The sequence below is a fragment of the Pseudomonas sp. EL_65y_Pfl2_R96 genome, assembly GCF_963970905.1.
GTDB lineage: Bacteria > Pseudomonadota > Gammaproteobacteria > Pseudomonadales > Pseudomonadaceae > Aquipseudomonas.
The window spans coordinates 35,810-52,666 of sequence record NZ_CAXAQH010000039.1; the positions used below are offsets into that span (position 1 = coordinate 35,810).

Genomic DNA, 16,857 nt, shown 5'->3' on the forward strand with positions numbered 1-16,857 from the left:
CACCGCATAACGATGGATATTTCAGTGACCGGTCAGCCACGAGAATGCTTCGTGGCTTTTTTGTCTGTGGTCGTTTTGGCTTTACTGGCCGTTTTACCGGTGCCCTTACCGCCAAGGCTGCGTTTGAGCAGTTCGGTCAGATCAATCACATCCGCCGTTTTACGCGCCTCTTCACCCGTCGCCGTTTCAACATCTTCGATCTGGCCTTCATTCGCCTTCTTCTCGACCAGCGCCATGATCTTGTCTTCGAAGCTGTCGCGGTACTCCTCAGGCGTCCAGTCGGCGCTCATGTCCTCCACCAGCCGTTTGGCCATCTCCAGTTCACCTTTGGCCAGATCCGGCCTGGTCACGTCACTGCCCAGTTCCAGTTGAGCCAGGCTGCGAACCTCGGCGGGCCAGCGCAGCAATACCAGGACCATGGCCGATTCCAATGGCATCAGCGCCGCCAAGTGCTGGCGGGTATGCAACACAACGCGGGCCAGGGCGACCTTGTCGGTTTGGCTGAGGGTCTCGCGCAACAGCGCATAGACCTTGCCGCCGCGTTTATCTGGCGTCAGATAGTAGGGCGTGTCGATGTTCTGCAGGGGGATCTGTTCGCTGTCGACAAAGGCAAAAATGTCGATGGTCTGGGTCGACAGTGGATGGGCCGAGCGAATCTCCTCTTCGCTGAGCACCACGTAACGGCCCTTTTCGTACTCGACCCCTTTGACGATGTGCGCTTGGGTGACGTCCTTGCCGGTGACTTTGTTGATGCGCTTGTAGCCCACCGGCTCCATGCTGCGGCTGTCGAGCCAGTTGAAATCGATCCCGTGGGAAGACGTTGCCGAGACCAGCGCCACGGGGATGTGCACCAGACCGAAACTGATCGCGCCTTTCCAGATTGCCCGTGCCATCGCCGTGCTCTCGTCAGTGGATTGATGTTCAGGTGACCTGTGGCCAAGGGCAAAAGTTTCAGTCGGTTGCGGTCCGGTGCTGCGGGCGGATCGGCGGTGCGGTCAACTCGTGTTACATCTTCTGGAAGAGGTTTTGGTTAACAAATCCGAACCCCAGGCGTAGCGTGGCTCTATTCATCCATGAAGCGTCGCACGCTCATTTTGAGAGGTCTCCATGAACCGATGTGTGTTCGGTGTCATTGCGCTGGCATTGAGTGGCGTGCTGAGTCATTTGGCGCTGGCAAACACCGCAGCGCCGTCCTCGCCGTTGCTGCTGGCCCAGAACCTGCCGGGCGGCGCCAACAACAATCCTTACAACAGCCCGATCCGCCGGGCCAATCCCAACAGCATGCAAGGCACGCAACCCGGCATCCCGGTGATCCGCGGGCCGAACACGGCGCCTGTGCCACGGCCGCCAACCCTCGATAACGGCGGTATCGGCAATCGCTATCCGCAGGATCGACCGGCGCCGGCCAGCCCACCGAAATTCATTCCCAACCCGCCTCATCGGGACGCAGACACCAGCAACCGTTGAACGGCAGGGCAGAGGTCTTGCCCGCCATTTTGACGACAAAAGGAATCGTGCATGTTGCGTAAGACCCTCTTGGCCACCTTCTGTACCAGCGTGTTGTTTACAGCCATGGCGCCCGTTTACGGGGCGCCGCCCCTGGTTTTGAAAAGCGAGCAGGGCACCCTTGAGGTCACGCCGATCGTTGAGGGGCTGGAACACCCCTGGGCCCTGGCGTTTCTGCCCGACCGCCAAGGGATGCTGGTGACCGAACGGCCCGGCAACCTGCGGGTGGTCGGCGCCGACGGCAAACGCTCGGCCCCGCTCAGCGGCGTGCCTCAGGTCTGGGCCAAGGGGCAGGGCGGTTTGCTCGATGTGGTGTTGTCGCCCGACTTCAAGCAAGACCGCATGGTCTATCTGTCTTACGCCGAAGGGGGCGGTGAGGGCGACAAGGCCGGCACGGCGGTCGGTCGCGGACGGTTGTCGGAAGACCTGACGGCCATCAAGGATTTCAACGTGATCTTCCGTCAGGCGCCAAAACTCTCGGTCGGCAATCACTTCGGCTCGCGGCTGGTGTTCGACCGCGACGGTTATCTGTTCATCACCCTGGGCGAGAATAACGACCGGCCCACGGCGCAGGACCTCGACAAACTGCAAGGCAAGGTCGTGCGGCTCTATCCGGACGGCAAGGTGCCGAAGGACAACCCCTTCGTCGGGCAAAAAGGCGTGCGCCCGGAAATCTGGTCCTACGGCCATCGCAACCCGCAAGGCGCGGCGCTCAACCCCTGGAGCGGCACACTCTGGGAAAACGAGCACGGCCCCCGGGGCGGCGACGAAATCAACATTATCGAACGAGGCAAGAACTACGGCTGGCCGATAGCAACCCATGGCATCAACTATTCCGGCCTGCCGATCCCGGAGGCCAAGGGCGAGACCTACGAAGGCACCGTGGGCCCACACCATGTCTGGGCAAAATCCCCTGGCCTCAGCGGCATGGCCTTCTACGACAGCAATCGCTTCAAGGCCTGGCAGCACAACGTGTTTATCGGTGCACTGGTGAACCAGGAACTGATCCGCCTGCAGTTCGACGGCGACAAAATTGTTCACGAAGAGCGGTTGCTCGGTGAGCTCAACAGACGGATTCGCGATGTGCGGCAGGGGCCGGATGGGTATCTGTATGTATTGACCGATGAAGATGACGGGGGGCTGTACAAGGTTGGCCTGAAGTAAAACGCATAACCTGTGGCGAGGGAGCTTGCTCCCGCTGGGGTGCGAAGCGCCCCCCATGCAATCGACTGCTTCGCACTCGAACGGGAGCAAGCTCCCTCGCCACAGGTTTACTCACGCCGGTAGAGAATCACCGCAGCCCGCAGCTTGCCTCGTCCGAAACTGCACATTTTGTCGAATTCCCCATGGCTGACCGGCAAGTGTTGGCAGTCCATCGGCTGACGATGCTGGCTGTGATCCACATCCGGATCGTGCAGGTAGACGAACTCTTCATCGCAATCGGTGACGATCACCCAGTGCGGCGCCTTGGAGCGGGTCAGGCGATAGCTGCTGATCAGTACCAGCGGCTGTCCGCCATCGTGCAGCAACCGTGGCAGATCCAGTGGTCCGCCGATCATTCGCTCCACGTCGGTGGCTTGCAACTGCGCTGTGAACGCCTCGTGTACCAGGCGCATTACGTCTTTTTTATGCGCATCGCGCACACCGTCGAGAAACAGCGGGCCGGCCATGCTCAGTTGCAGACGCACCCGAAATCCTCGTCGCCATGCCGCCAACGCCAGGCCTTGGGGGCTGCAACCACCGTGGCCGGACGTCATGAACACCGTGGTCGCTTCGCGCCAGATTTGCAGTTCTTCGCCACGCTCCAGCGCTCGATCGTCTTGCAGCGCGCCCATGGCCATCAGCAAGCAGGCCGGGCCACAAGTGAACTCGGTGGTCTGCGGGTAGTAAGGCACCTTGATGTTGCGTGAATCGCGGTGCTGGAGGATACGTTTTTCCAGGCGTAGCGCGTCGGCATGGTCCTGGTAATAGTCGTGAATCAGCGCGAAACGCCGGTAGCCGTTGCGCTCATACAGAGCAATCGCCGCCGGATTGTCGATGCGCACTTCCAAGCGCAGGTAGGCGCAGTCATGTTCAATGGCGCAGGCCTCGACACGTTCGAGCAATTGCTTGCCCAGTCCGTTGCCGCGAGCATCAAGGCCAATCGCAATCGAATACAGACGCGCCAGTGACGTGCCCCGGTGAAACAGCACCACCGCATAACCCAGCAATTGCTCGCCCCGTTGGGCCACCAGCAATTGCCCGTGAGCCCGAGTGATCATCCATTGAAAACTGCGACTGTTGAGCCGGTCGGTGGTGAAACATTGCTGTTCGAGTGCCAGCAGTGCCGGTATGTCTTCAACTACCGCCAAGCGAAAAACAGGGTTCATATGGCCGCCGTAAAAGTTGCGTAACGAAACGAGACTTTCGAAAAAGTTCGTGCTTAATAGGAAAGGTCTTGTTCTTCAATGGATCAATCACTATGTCAGCGGTACAAGGTCATTGGCGCGAAGTATCTGAGCAAACGTTGCCCACGGCAATAACTTCTGCAAACTATTTAAATACCTCGATCAGAACTTCCAGCCAGTTGATGATCATCGTCGAACGCAAGGAAGACTGGGCCTCCTACTTCCCCAGCGAAGACATCGTCACCGCCCAGGAATACCTCGAACAGACCCGCGACAACGAGCAGGGCAAGCGGGTTCAGGTGATCAACCTGTGCCGCAGCTACAAGTACCTCGGGCACGGCTATTACTGCTCGCTGCTGGCCGAAGCGCGGGGGCACAAAGTTATTCCGTCGGTGCGGACCATCAGCGAACTGACCCGAAAATCCCTGTATGGCCTGGCCCTGGATGATCTGGATAAAACCCTGGAAAAGGCTCTAAGCAATCACCTTTACAGCGATACCGAAGGGTTTACCCTGACACTGTACTTCGGCAAAACCTCTATCGAGCCATTACAGGATCTGGCTCGACAGTTGTTTGAGGTTTTTCCTTGTCCGATATTGCTAGTTGAGTTTCGACGAACTAACGGTTGGCATATCGAAGGTGTAAAGTTTGGCGCCTTGCATAAGTTGCGTGACGATCAGGAAGATCAGTTCGCTAATGCGCTCGACAGTTTTAGTCGCAAGATCTGGCGCATGCCGCGTTCCAGGCGATTGGCCCGTTATGACCTGGCCATTCTGCACGATCCGCAAGAAGCATTGCCGCCCTCCAATCCCAAGGCTTTGGACAACTTCGTCAGGGTCGGCAAGACGCTAGGCATCGACGTTGAGCTGATTGAGCGCAAGGACTACGCCCGAATCGCCGAATACGACGGGCTCCTGATCCGCGAGACAACGAGCGTCGACAACCACACCTACCGATTCGCCAAAAAAGCCGAGAGCGAGGGTTTGGTGGTGATGGATGACCCGACGTCGATCCTGCGCTGCACCAACAAGGTTTATCTGACTGATTTGCTCAAAAGCCATCAGTTGGGCATGCCCGCCACTGAAATCCTCTACAAGGAACGACCGGAAGATTTCGAGCGGGTAGGCGAGCGTCTGGGGTTTCCACTGGTGCTGAAGATCCCCGACGGTTGTTTCTCAAAGGGCGTCATCAAGGTCGAAAGCCAGCAAGCCTTGCTCGAGGCGACTGCCGAACTGTTCGAGCACTCGGTGTTGCTGCTGGCTCAGGAGTTCTTCTACACCGAATACGACTGGCGCATTGGCGTGCTCAACCGCAAACCGATCTTTGCCTGCCAGTACTTCATGTCCAAGGGCCATTGGCAGATCTACAACCACAAGGCCAAAGGCCAGGACATCAACGGCGAATGCCGCACCCTGGCGGTTCACGAAGCGCCGCGAGCGGTGGTTGAGCTGGCGGTGAAAACCGCGAATCTCATCGGCGACGGCCTCTACGGCGTCGACCTCAAACAGTCCGGCGACAAAGTGGTAGTGATCGAAGTCAACGACAACCCGAACATGGACGCCGGCATCGAAGACGCCTACTTGCAGGACGATTTGTATTCCTTGGTGCTGGAAGAGTTTGTCCGTCGGCTGGAGCTCAAACGCCGCGGCCAGGCCTGGTGAGCGGCCGATGATCAAGAGCTTTGAACTGAGCCACGGCGCGCTGCAAGCGGTCGAACGGCTGGACGCCGAGGTGGTGCTGTTCAGTAACCCCGATGCGGCGGAGCGGGACTTGTTGCACAGCCATTTCAAGCTCGATGAACACGCCCTGGCCTCCGCCCTGGACCCCGATGAGGTGTCGCGCATCGAGTTCCACCCCGACAACCTGTTCCTGATCTGGAAGCGTCCGGAAAACTACTCCGGTGGCGGCAGCCTGGCATTCGAAGTGTCGTCCTGCGGCTTGCTGTTTTCCCCGGGGCGTCTGCTGGTGATCGCCACCGACGACTCGCCGCTCAGCGGCCTCGGCACGCGGCAGTCACTGAAGACGCCACTGGATGTGTTGCTCGACCTGCTGTTCAACAACATTCATCACTATCTGGGCCACCTCAAGGTGATCAAGATGGTTGCCCGGGAGTTGCAGCAAAAATTCAACGCCTCGATGCAGAACCAGCACCTGATCCAGATGTTCAACCTCAGCGAAAGCCTGATCTATTACATCAACGCCATTCACAGCAACGGCGCGGTCCTGACCCGGCTGCGTAATCATGCGGCGAAGGAACACTTCAGCGCTGAAGCCATTGGTTTGATCGACGACCTGATCATCGAAAACAACCAGTGCTACAAGCAGGCGGAAATCTACTCCACGGTGTTCTCCGGGCTGATCGACGCCCGGGGCAACTTGATGAACAACAGCATGAACAACCTGCTGCGCAAACTGACCCTGATCAACGTGGTGTTTTTGCCGTTGAACCTGATTGCGAGTATTGGCGGCATGTCCGAATTCAGCATGATGACCGCCGGCACGCCGTGGTGGATTTCTTATCCGTTGTTTCTGACGGCGATGATGCTCGGGGCAGGGGTGATGGTGATTGGCCTCAAGCGCCTGGCGAAGTGATGGTGGCTATCCCAAAATCACCATCGTGTCCGGATCAGATCTGAGTCTCAGCAACAGGGCTTCTTCGAAAATTGGCCATTGACTTGCCATCAGCGTCCGGCTAATTTCCAGCCATGACTTCCACCGTATTGCGCTGCCAGCCAAGCATTATTACCGCCATTCCTTATTTGGCGGGCTAGCTCACGACTGCAGCACCCAACCCGCCCTAGAGGCGGGTTTTTACTTTCTGTCTCTGGGGCTCCGATCAAAGTCAGGAGACGACCATGAGCAGCACCCCCGCCCAGCAGCGCTTGCTAGAGCACTACGTGAAAAAAATCCTCGCCGCGCCGGTGTACGAACTCGCCGTGCGCACGCCGTTGCAAGCGGCACCGGCCTTGTCCGAGGCGTTGGGCAATCAGATCCTGCTCAAGCGCGAAGACTTGCAGCCGACGTTTTCCTTCAAGATCCGTGGCGCCTACAACAAGCTGGTGCACCTGAGCGATGAACAGAAGGCCCGTGGCGTGATCACCGCATCGGCGGGCAATCATGCCCAAGGCGTAGCGTTGGCGGCCCGCGAGTTAGGGATTGCCGCAACCATTGTCATGCCCTGCACAACGCCGGAATTGAAGGTGCTGGGTGTCCGCAGTCGGGGAGCCGATGCGGTGTTGCATGGCGAGAGTTTTCCGTTTGCCCTGGAATATGCGCTGGACCTGGCACGGACAACCGGCCGCACCTTTGTCTCGCCCTTCGACGACCCGGACGTGATCGCGGGGCAGGGCACCGTCGCCATGGAAATCCTGCGCCAGCACCAAGGGCCGCTGGACGCGATCTTCATTCCGGTGGGCGGGGGCGGCTTGATCGCCGGTATCGCCGCGTACATCAAATACCTGCGCCCTGAAGTGCGCATCATCGGCGTCGAGTCGGAACATTCCGCCTGTTTGCAGGCGGCCTTACAGGCCGGCGAGCGAGTTGTGCTGCCAACCGTCGGCACCTTCGCCGATGGCGTGGCCGTCGCTCAGATCGGCGCCCATGGTTTCGAGGTCTGCCAGTTTTGCGTCGATGAAGTGCTGACCGTCAGCAATGACGAACTCTGCGCCGCGATCAAGAACATCTACGACGATACGCGCTCGATCACCGAACCTTCCGGCGCCTTGGCCGTGGCCGGGATCAAGCAGTACGTGGCACGCACCGGCGCACGGGGGCAGACCCTGGTGGCCATCGACTCCGGCGCGAATATCAATTTCGACAGCTTGCGGCATGTGGCCGAGCGTGCCGCGTTGAACGGCGCCCTGGCGTGAGGAGGCCCAGGCGCCAGGGGCAGGCTGGCAGTGGACGCAAAAAAAGGCTCACTTCGACGTCCTTGGGCACGTAGAGCAACTATCAGCCCGGCGGTCGTGTTATGGGGCAAAGCACCCATTATGGGGCCTTGCGTGTGTGTGGAGTCAGCGGATACTGGATGAGTGGACCGCATGCTTACTGCCGTCCTCAGTCAATGCAGACCCGACATCGGGGTGTATGCAAAATGCAGGTTTGGAAACAGTCCTTTCTTGCATTTTGCACGAGTCGCTTTATAGCCATCCTCGCCAATCCTTGATTCGCCGACGAGGTGCAGAGCGAAATTCTGGGCATGTTTTATGCTGAAGCTGTCTTGAGCTGACCGCCATGCTTATTGAGTCAGCGCTGAAACAAGAAAACGGTCGGACGTTGGAACGATGAGACCCACACGGAACAAAAAAGAACGGGCGATCTGAGCTCCGACCGACATTGATTTTTGATTGGCAATCTCACATTACCGAGAGGGTGGCCATGTTTCTTTCTGCCTTGGAACTACGCAATATCGTTGAAAGCAGTTTTCTTCCGAAACGCTGCCAATGCACGCTGTCGCCGGACCTGTCGATGACCGTCAAAGTGTTTTCGGACGGCGAGACTGACCATCTCGACCTGTGCGTCACCGGCATAGACGCCCATCGCCTCAACGGGTGTCGGGAAATCAATAATCTGATCGCCGAGTTACGCACCGACCTTGAGCACAATACGCACAGCCAGCTGTTGCACCCAACGTCAAAAGCCCATTAAACGGCCGTTTCACCCAGTTCGACCGACACGCGCCGGGTCTGGATAAACCCCAGACCCAGCGCCAACTCCACCAGGATCGCCAGCAAAATACCCGGCCCGGCATGACCATTGAGCCATTCGCCGAAGCCCAGCGCTGCCAAACCGAAACAGCCCACCATAAAGCCGCTGCACATGGCGCTTCTCGCCGCCGAGGGCGGTGTCTGCCGCACGAGATAAAACATCACACCCAACGCGCCGAACAGCACCGCACTGCGCCTGGCCACAAAGCCCGCTGCGGACGAATACTCGATACTCCAGATCGCCAGCAACCCTTGCGGCATCAAACCCCAGACCAGCGCCAGCAGAAAACAAAGCGCGGCGGTGAACGTCGACAGCGTGCGAAACGAGAACTGCATGGCGAATCCTTGCGGCAGTGAGAGAACGCCAGAGCATAGCGTCAGATTCCTCGCAGGCCTACCACACAGTGCCGAATCAGAACCTTCTGTCAGTTCTGATAACTGCACGCGTCAGACATTTTTCGATAGGTGATTTCCGCAGGCTTGCCCGAGGTGCTGTCGACGTACTTCATATCAGCCGTGACCACTTTGCAGTCCAGCGTCGACGGTTCGGTCATGGAAATGACCTTGCCCACGTGCAGCGGCATGCCGTAGCGATAGGGCACGGCCTGGGACGACGATGTATCGTTGGCCTGAGCGAAACCGGCGAACGCGGTGCAGGCGAGGGCGGTGGTGATCAGTAGTGTTCGCGTGTTCATGATGAGTCTCCAGTGCAGAGGAAGTCAGCTCGACGGAAGAGCGTCGAAACTGCCGCACTGGGCGTCAGACGGGGCTGAGGGCGTGCGGTCCAGTAAAGCCTTGGACTGTGGGGTTAATCGAAGGTTAAGTAGCGGGCTAATGGGTGTTGCTATTTGAGGCGCACAACCTTGAATCCACGTCGATCTGGAGGCGTCTCTATACCAGCGGGTCCTTCCAGCTGACCCTTTCCAGCGACATAGTCATAGGCCAGAAACTTCGCCGACACTTCATACCCGATATTAGGAATGACCAGCCGGATCTGCTCTCGTCCAAGATACAGCCAGCGCGGCAGCGCCTTCTCGGCAAAATCGATTCGCTCGACCGTGTGGCTGACTGGGTTCTTGCGCAGAACCACGCCTTTCATATACGGCGAGCCGTATTCGAGGGCGAAAATCAAACTGGAGGCAGCACACTTTGCCAGAACAATCCGGCCGATGAAGTCGGATTGGGGCATGTCGGTAAAAGCGATTTGGGTTTTTCCGTCGAGTTCTATGAACAAACGTTGTCCTTCCACATCCGATTCAGCCAGCAGCGAGACGTGTGTGCTGTCGGCTAAAGGGCAGGTGAGGATGGTCTGGAGCGGTTGTGCATAGGCCGGGGCGGCTAGCAGGGCCGCGATGGCGTACGTCCATGGTGTTTGCATTCGGGGTGAATCCCTTCGGTTGTCGGGTCCTACATTACTGCCCGTGAGTCGTAATAAATCCTAAGAAAGCTTCGTCCCGTTCCTACAGGCTCGGGCGTGTTGTCGTCTTTCGCCGGCTGGTTTCCAGCGGTTACTGTTTGGCGTCGCTGCAAAATCAGCGAACAGGTTGGTCACCTGACTAACACTGCACATATCTGTGCATCATTCGCTCTGCGGACTTCTACGTCTCGTAGTGCGTTGCAATGGTGGCTGTGTGCAGGACGCTTTCGAGCGAGCCGTTTGGGTGTTAGCGGTTGACCAGGCCTGTGCACAGCCGGCTCCACGTTTGGTCACGGTGCTGGCGATTAATTACTATGCCAACGATAAATCCATTTCCCGATCGCTATCGCTCAATCAAAAGCAGCGTTACCGATTCAAGCCCCATGGTCATCGACACCCAGGCCAATCCCCAAGACATTCACGAAGCCGCTCTACAGCGGATTCGTGCTTCCAGTAATTTGCTGGAAACGCTTCATTGCCAGTGTTTCAAGAACTGTGATGTGCAGGACATTCCGCACATTACCCATGCGCTGTATCTGTTGACGCAGGACGGTTGCGATCTGTTGCAGGTTGCGCAGCAGCAGATGTTGTGCTGGAAAGCGCCTGCTTGACGCCTATTGGAACATGCCTGCTTCCTGTGGGGCAGGCTTTGAAGCTAAATGCCCGAGGGCGATGCATTCGAGGCTTTTTGGTGTCGGGCATATTCAACGAGATCTTTGGGATAAACCCTGTGATCGATTTTGCTGTCGTCGATGTCATATAGAAATGCGATAGCTCCTGCTTCTACCGCCCAGTAACCGACGTAGTTCCCATCCTCTCCCTGTAAGTGAGTGTCATGCCAAGGCGCCTGTTTGAATGCGGAATACCATTGCGTGCAGTATTTTTTAAGATAATGGGCAGCGTCCTCTCTACTGTCTGCATAAATGGCCCGAATCAAAGGTGAGTAGACCGCGTGAAACCATTGGTCCACATCGTGTCTGTTCGGCAACACCTTGATCAGCAGATCTTCATAGAGCGTATCGTCGCCAGCATAGCCTGCACGGTCGATCAGCAATACAAAGCGTTGAAGTAAATCAATGCGATGCAGCAGAACGCAGAAGCCTATGACTTGTACGCATTCTTCAAATTCGTGGGGCCAATCGCTTATCGCGAGCGGCGATATGTCAGGACTGCGCTGGTACTCCGCCAGCCTGGCTTGTTTGGTTTCGTATTTTTCTATGAGATCTTCAAGCAAAGGAATGAGAGAGACGATTTCCTCACCTGCCGTGTAAGCGGCTAAAAGCCTGTCCAGTGCCAACTGCTTGAAATGCATTGAGCGAAGTGTCGCCTCTTCTTCGGGTGAGTCAGACTGAAAGGTGTTTGTCTTGAAAAACTCAATCACATCGTCATGTTCTTTCAAAAACTTGTTGTACTGATATTCACTAAAGAATTTTTGTCGTTTGTTCATGGCGGCGACTTTTAAAAGGCAGAGATTTATTTGCTGGCCCAACGTTCAAGACCTGCCAACCGTCAAATGACCGAATCGGGTACCCGGCTTAAAAACAGCTTCAAGCCTTTCTGATACTGGTCCGCGTCCATGACATCGCTGTGTTTGGGGATGTGATAAAACTTGCCCTTACGATCCAGTTCGGCAGAAGCCACGGAGTAGAAGTCGGGCGTCTCCATGAGGCGCACGATCTTTCCCCAGGCCAACTCGCCTTTGGCGCCTCTGCCTTTGGTATTGATCAGGCTAAAGCCCTCATCGTCGAACAGCAGCCGATAAGCACCTTCAGCGGCCCTGAGGTTATTGCGCAATTTGATTTCGATGAGGTGCCGGTTCGTGATGCGAAAAGTCGTGCGTGGCTTGGCATGACTGGCGGCGAGACGTGCTTGCAGGCGGCGTAGCAGTCGACCTGAGAAGAACCACCAGACCACCATAAAGATCACTCCGTACAGCACCATCGAAATAATCTTCTGGGGGGTGAGCGGACGCTCGGGGAAATAGATCGCCAGCATGCCGCCGGCCAGGCACAGGACAAACAGCAGGGGCGCGAGCAAACGATCCTGCAAGCGTGCGACATAGCTCAACAGTCGGGCCTGCTGTTGATCATGCTTGAGCATTTCGCGCTCCAGCAGCTCGCCGATCCTGATCTCGGTGTGCTCGGGAGTAATGGTGAATTGCAATTCCATGGCGTTGAATCCGAAATCCGTTTCTTGAAGAGGGTAGAGTTTACGTGTTTGCGCGGCTCCTGGCATATTCAACCAGGTCTTTGGGGTAAACCATGTGATCGATTTTGCTGTCGTCGATGTCGTATAAAAACGCTATTGCACCCGCTTCTATAGCCCAATACCCAACATAGCTGCCACCTTCTCCCTGTAAATGGGTGTCATGCCATGGTGCCTGTGTAAATGCGTCGTACCATTCGCTGCAATATGTTTCAAGATAACCGGTGGCATCTTCTTTCGTCTTTGCATAGATGGCCTGCACTAACGGCGAATAGACGTCGTGATACCATTGATCTATATCATGTCGATCAGGTAGTACCTTGCAAAGTAAATCCTCATATAACGTGTCATCGGCTGCATAGCCGGCATTGTCTATGAGTTTTACAAATCGACCAAGAAGGTCTTTTCGATGTAGCAGGATGCATAATCCTATGACTTGTACGCATTCTTCATACTGATCCGACCACTCATCTATTGCGAGTGGAGATATTTTGGGCGCCTGCTCATAGATGGCCAATTTGTTTTGCCATGTTTCGTATTTTTCTATTAGATCCTCAAGCAGCGGAATCCTTACCCCAGCCAGGTCTTTCAGGCCAGCCTTTGGGGTCACCAGAGTTGTTGGGAGGTGTTTGTATCGCAGAGACGCCGCTCATGGCTCGTCGATAGACCTGGCCTTTAATATCTATGACGTCAGCTGTTTCGATCCAGACTTCTATGTAATTGGGTGCCGAGAAACCCGGGCGCCATGCGTCATACGGCAAAGAGCGGCTATCAACGAGTGAGCAACCGCTGAGCAAAAACGCGACTATGGCGATACGTAGGAAATTACTCATTAGGAGTGCCGAACACTCTCGCTACCAGGAGCCATACGGCACGCCAAACTTCTCGACATAGGCTTTGGAAACCGCTGAAAGGGGCCGGTAGTGACCTCCAGATTTACCTTCATACGGGCCACGCGGATCAATCACGGCTTTTACCGTCGTCACTTCAATGGATGTCATACAAGGACCGCCTACCCAGACTCTGGCAATACCTCCGGGAATCAGCCTTATACCGATTGACTGACGATATCCGGTGATCCATTTGCCATCGGCAGCGCAGAAAGCTTTTTCACCCTTGCGCATGAGCTCCCGAGTCGTCTCGGGGATTTTAATCACCATCAGATAGGTTTGCGGTTCGGCCAGCGACTGCCAACGGACATAGATCTGTTTGGGCAAGTCGGCCCCTGTCACACGCTTGCCACCGCCGATGGCTATTTTTTTTGGCCAGCCTCGTGGATCGCCAGCGTTGTTAGGAGGCGCTTGCATTGACGCGACGCCACTCACCGCACGTGGATACACCTGTTCCTGAATATCGACGACATCGGCTGTTTCGATCCAAACCTCCATGTAGTCGGGGGCCGAGAACCCCAGGTCCCAGGACTTGTAGGGTATTGACTGGCTGCTGGCGACAGTACAACCGCTCAGCAAGATTGCGGCGATAGCGATACGTAGAAAGTTACTCATTAGGCATGTCGAACACTTCTGCTACCAAGAGCCATATGGCACACCAAATTTTTTGACATAGGCTTTGGATATGTCGGAGAGCGTGTCGTACTCGCCCCCTGACTGACCTTCGTAAGGGCCGCGTGGATCAATCTCGGCTTTTACACGTGTGACTTCGATTGGCGGCAGGCAGGGACCGAGTACCCAGACTTTGGCAATGCCACCAGGAGCAAGGCCCACGACTAACGCTTCACGGTAGTCTGTTATCCATTTGCCATCAAAAGCGCAAAAAACTTTTTCTTTTTTGCGCATGAGCTCCCTGGTCGACTCGGGTATGTCGATAGCCACCTGGTAAGTTTGCGGCTCGACTAGTGATTGCCAGCGGACATAGATCTTTTTCGGCAGATCCACTCCCGTCACGTACTTACCCTTACCCCAGCCTGGTCTTTCAGGCCAGCCTTTGGGATCTCCAGAGTTGTTGGGAGGTGTTTGTATTGCAGAGTTGCCACTCATGGCACGTCGATAGACCTGTCCTTGGACATCCACCACATCAGCTGTTTCGATCCAGACCTCCATGTAATTGGGGGCCGAAAAACCCAAGCGCCATGCGTCATAGGGCAAAGAGCGACTATCAACGAGCGAGCAGCCACCGAGCAAGAGCGCAACGACGGCGATACGCAGGAAGTTACTCATCTGGAATGTCGGGCACTGCTGCTACCAAGAGCCATACGGCACGCCAAACTTTTCGATATAGGCTTTTGAAATTGCCGAAAGGGGACGGTGATGACCTCCAGATTCCCCTTCATATGGCCCACGTGGATCAACCTCGGCTTGTACTCGCGTGACTTCGATTGGCGTCAGACAAGGGCCGAGTACCCAGACTTTGGCAATGCCGCCGGGGGCAAGGCCTACAACGATCGCTTTGCGATAGCCCGTCATCCATTTTCCGGTGGCAGCACAGTAAGTTTTTTCACCCTTACGCATGATTTCCCTAGTTGACTCGGGTATATCGATAGCCATCTTGTAGGTTTGCGGCTCGACCAGTGATTGCCAGCGGACATAGATCTTTTTCGGCAGATCCGCTCCCGTCACGTATTTACCCTTACCCCAACCTGGTCTTTCAGGCCAGCCTTTGGGATCTCCAGAGTTGTTGGGAGGTGTTTGTATTGCAGAGTTGCCACTCATGGCACGTCGATAGACCTGTCCTTGGACATCCACCACATCAGCTGTTTCGATCCAGACCTCCATGTAATTGGGGGCCGAAAAACCCAAGCGCCACGCGTCATAAGGCAAGGATTCGCTGTTGGCGAGTGTGCAGCCACTGAGTAAGAACGCGACGATGAATATACGTAAATATTTACTCATTAGGATGCACCACGCGCAGAGAGTTGTCGGTAGGGCGGTTGATGAAGACCACGTCTAGATCGCTATTGTTCAAATTCTTGGCGGCATTCCAATTGTCGGACAGATGAACATAGCGTTGGAAAAGTAGCTCTTCCTCCTGCGAACTCAACCCAGTTGTAGGGCTTTTACCCAATGCGTAGGCCATAAGCTTTTTAGAGATTGGAACGAGTTCGCTAGGCAGTGCGAGTCTCGGTTCCTCCTCGTCAATCTCGCCAAATGGCACGCCATTTTCTACAGCGAGCTCACGCATGATACGTAAGTAGATCAAAGACAGATCGCTACGAACCTCGCGCTGGCTACTCACCGCCGCATACACATGTTTTTTCCGGGTTCGATCGTTCTTGTCCTGGCTGGTGAATGGGACTTCCCACGTTCTCAGCTCTAGAGGAAGGTTGTATTGGGCCATTTGGTCTAGAAGCCGTCGCAAGTCCTGTTGGGCAAGCTTGTAGCTGTTGGCTTCGGTGAGCGGGGTTGGGAGTGCAACGTCGCTTCTTCGCGGTTTGCTGACTAGTACGCGTTCCGTGGCTTTCGGTAAATAGCCACCACCCAAGTCGGAATGCACGCCAGGCAGGACAATATCGGCCGCTCCGGCACTGTTCAGGGAAAAGTTGTAACGCCGCTCATTTCGGGCGACCAGATGGACGACTTTTTTGGCGACATCAGGAGCCAGAAAGATGTTGAGCCCGGGGTTCCTAGCGTTATGACCGGAGAAATCTCCAACCAGGGGATTCGCGATGGCCGCGACCGTGTCGTAGATACCGATAAAATTGATCGAGACATCTGCTTGGACTTGCCATTTAAAAGTATCGGTTAATGCCGGAGAGCCAGCAGGTAGCGCCTTGGCGAGAATACTTTTTTCACCCTTAAGTACTTCGTTGGCAAAGTCCCGTGCGGCTGCAGCACCACGACTAAAGCCGAAAATGTCGAACTCGATCTTTTTCACCCGTTTATCCGGATTGTTGTCCTGGAAAGTTGTGATCGCTTCAACAAGCTTCGCTGGACTTTCTTCAACCCGAGTCCTGACCCCCTGCGCCCCCATGCCTGTACCTTGCGAAAAAACGGAATCTTCCCCAGTGCTGCTAGTGCCGATCCCATCCACATAAATTGACAAGCTCGCCATTTCCGCATCGACGGGCAGTGCTTCATCCACTTGGTTTATGTAAAGGTCATACAGCCTGGCCACATTGCTGACGTCATTCCCGTAGCTGTTGTCCGGGGAACTCCCCTTGCCGTCGTATCCGTAAGATGCGCAGTACTTGCGAATATCTTCCGCCATTTCCTGCAAGTTAACGTCTGGGGCAAAACAGCCATAGACACGTTCGCTGTTGCTACGGTTGTTGCCCGTCCCATCGAAGAACACCCCAACCCGCAAGGTGATGTCTTCCACCTCGACTTCTTCTTCCTCTTCTTCAAGCTCTTCTTCCACCGCAGGTGGTGTCGAATCGGCGGTGGCGTTGAGTTTTCCAACCGGTGGGGTGCTCAACAGTTGCCCCGAAATAGCGGCTGCGGCCGCTCCCGGGATAATCGGAGCGAGAATCTGGATTCCCGTACCCGCGCCAGGAGCGCCACCAGAATTCACCTTCACCTCAGCCCCACTAATCGTCACCCCACCCGCATCAACCGTAAGCGCTCCATGAACCCCACATTCAAAGCGCTTAGCTGATCCCGGATGCTGTGCTCCCGATTCCCTCAGGAGCCAGCCCGCCATGATGCGACCCGATGCTAAAGTCGAAAAAGTCTATCTCTAC

17 protein-coding genes and 2 pseudogenes are annotated in these 16,857 nt (G+C 55.9%); 7 read left to right on the forward strand and 12 right to left on the reverse strand.

Annotated features, from left to right (window positions below):
* Positions 1 to 32: 32 nt before the first annotated feature.
* Positions 33 to 893 carry a non-homologous end joining protein Ku gene (ku, locus tag AACY49_RS26800; RefSeq protein WP_320390725.1) on the reverse strand — a complete coding sequence of 287 codons (861 nt, stop codon included), beginning with the start codon at positions 891 to 893 and terminating at the stop codon, positions 33 to 35.
* 214 nt (positions 894 to 1,107) lie between these two features.
* Between ku and AACY49_RS26805 the strand changes: the two genes are divergently transcribed.
* A complete protein-coding gene (locus AACY49_RS26805) occupies positions 1,108 to 1,467 on the forward strand; it encodes a hypothetical protein (protein WP_320390724.1) in 360 nt (119 codons plus the stop codon).
* Positions 1,468 to 1,518: 51 nt separating this feature from the next.
* A complete protein-coding gene (locus tag AACY49_RS26810) occupies positions 1,519 to 2,670 on the forward strand; it encodes a PQQ-dependent sugar dehydrogenase (protein WP_339527361.1) in 1,152 nt (383 codons plus the stop codon).
* Between the two features lie 107 nt (positions 2,671 to 2,777).
* Here AACY49_RS26810 and AACY49_RS26815 read toward each other — a convergent pair whose 3' ends face one another.
* The gene (locus tag AACY49_RS26815) at positions 2,778 to 3,875 is read right to left on the reverse strand and encodes a peptidase C39 family protein (RefSeq protein ID WP_339527362.1); all 1,098 of its coding nucleotides are present in this window, start codon (positions 3,873 to 3,875) and stop codon (positions 2,778 to 2,780) included.
* A gap of 200 nt (positions 3,876 to 4,075) precedes the next feature.
* Here AACY49_RS26815 and AACY49_RS26820 point away from each other — a divergent pair, with 200 nt between their 5' ends.
* The 4 genes and pseudogenes from AACY49_RS26820 to AACY49_RS26835 all read left to right on the forward strand — a co-directional run bounded on the left by AACY49_RS26820 (position 4,076) and on the right by AACY49_RS26835 (position 8,540).
* On the forward strand, positions 4,076 to 5,554 hold the full coding sequence (locus AACY49_RS26820) for a RimK family protein (RefSeq protein WP_339527363.1): 1,479 nt from the start codon (positions 4,076 to 4,078) through the stop codon (positions 5,552 to 5,554).
* A gap of 7 nt (positions 5,555 to 5,561) precedes the next feature.
* The gene (locus AACY49_RS26825) at positions 5,562 to 6,485 is read left to right on the forward strand and encodes a magnesium transporter CorA family protein (protein ID WP_320390721.1); all 924 of its coding nucleotides are present in this window, start codon (positions 5,562 to 5,564) and stop codon (positions 6,483 to 6,485) included.
* A gap of 263 nt (positions 6,486 to 6,748) precedes the next feature.
* Positions 6,749 to 7,744 (forward strand): annotated as a pseudogene (ilvA, locus tag AACY49_RS26830) (threonine ammonia-lyase, biosynthetic); the annotation flags it as partial.
* Between the two features lie 526 nt (positions 7,745 to 8,270).
* Entirely contained in the window at positions 8,271 to 8,540 is a 270-nt protein-coding gene (locus tag AACY49_RS26835) for a DUF1652 domain-containing protein (protein ID WP_258695944.1), read from the forward strand.
* On the opposite strand, the gene AACY49_RS26840 is transcribed toward AACY49_RS26835, so the two are convergent.
* The 3 genes from AACY49_RS26840 to AACY49_RS26850 all read right to left on the reverse strand — a co-directional run bounded on the left by AACY49_RS26840 (position 8,537) and on the right by AACY49_RS26850 (position 9,977).
* Entirely contained in the window at positions 8,537 to 8,935 is a 399-nt protein-coding gene (locus tag AACY49_RS26840; protein ID WP_339527365.1) for a hypothetical protein, read from the reverse strand. The two genes, AACY49_RS26835 and AACY49_RS26840, sit on opposite strands and share 4 nt — an antisense overlap.
* An 89-nt stretch (positions 8,936 to 9,024) precedes the next feature.
* Positions 9,025 to 9,294 carry a DUF2790 domain-containing protein gene (locus AACY49_RS26845; protein ID WP_339527366.1) on the reverse strand — a complete coding sequence of 90 codons (270 nt, stop codon included), beginning with the start codon at positions 9,292 to 9,294 and terminating at the stop codon, positions 9,025 to 9,027.
* Positions 9,295 to 9,443: 149 nt separating this feature from the next.
* Positions 9,444 to 9,977, reverse strand: coding sequence for a hypothetical protein (locus tag AACY49_RS26850; RefSeq protein WP_339527367.1), 534 nt, complete (start codon positions 9,975 to 9,977; stop codon positions 9,444 to 9,446).
* A 353-nt stretch (positions 9,978 to 10,330) separates the two neighbouring features.
* Here AACY49_RS26850 and AACY49_RS26855 point away from each other — a divergent pair, with 353 nt between their 5' ends.
* Positions 10,331 to 10,627, forward strand: coding sequence for a hypothetical protein (locus AACY49_RS26855; RefSeq protein WP_339527368.1), 297 nt, complete (start codon positions 10,331 to 10,333; stop codon positions 10,625 to 10,627).
* 44 nt (positions 10,628 to 10,671) lie between these two features.
* Here AACY49_RS26855 and AACY49_RS26860 read toward each other — a convergent pair whose 3' ends face one another.
* The 7 genes and pseudogenes from AACY49_RS26860 to AACY49_RS26890 form a co-directional block, all read right to left on the reverse strand.
* On the reverse strand, positions 10,672 to 11,463 hold the full coding sequence (locus AACY49_RS26860) for a PoNi-like cognate immunity protein (protein WP_258695939.1): 792 nt from the start codon (positions 11,461 to 11,463) through the stop codon (positions 10,672 to 10,674).
* A 62-nt stretch (positions 11,464 to 11,525) separates the two neighbouring features.
* Positions 11,526 to 12,185 (reverse strand): hypothetical protein, encoded by a 660-nt coding sequence (locus tag AACY49_RS26865; protein ID WP_339527369.1) that lies wholly within the window; start codon positions 12,183 to 12,185, stop codon positions 11,526 to 11,528.
* A 40-nt stretch (positions 12,186 to 12,225) separates the two neighbouring features.
* A pseudogene (locus AACY49_RS26870) lies at positions 12,226 to 12,789 on the reverse strand (PoNe immunity protein domain-containing protein); the annotation flags it as partial.
* A gap of 286 nt (positions 12,790 to 13,075) precedes the next feature.
* Complete coding sequence (locus AACY49_RS26875) at positions 13,076 to 13,726, reverse strand: DUF2931 family protein (RefSeq protein ID WP_258695936.1); 651 nt, start codon at positions 13,724 to 13,726, stop codon at positions 13,076 to 13,078.
* Positions 13,727 to 13,747: 21 nt separating this feature from the next.
* Positions 13,748 to 14,398 (reverse strand): DUF2931 family protein, encoded by a 651-nt coding sequence (locus AACY49_RS26880; RefSeq protein WP_339527370.1) that lies wholly within the window; start codon positions 14,396 to 14,398, stop codon positions 13,748 to 13,750.
* Positions 14,399 to 14,419: 21 nt separating this feature from the next.
* Positions 14,420 to 15,070, reverse strand: a complete 651-nt coding sequence (locus AACY49_RS26885) for a DUF2931 family protein (protein ID WP_258695934.1) — start codon at positions 15,068 to 15,070, stop codon at positions 14,420 to 14,422.
* Positions 15,063 to 16,817, reverse strand: a complete 1,755-nt coding sequence (locus AACY49_RS26890; protein WP_339527371.1) for a T6SS phospholipase effector Tle1-like catalytic domain-containing protein — start codon at positions 16,815 to 16,817, stop codon at positions 15,063 to 15,065. Before AACY49_RS26890 ends, AACY49_RS26885 begins: the two co-directional genes overlap by 8 nt.
* Positions 16,818 to 16,857: the final 40 nt, after the last annotated feature.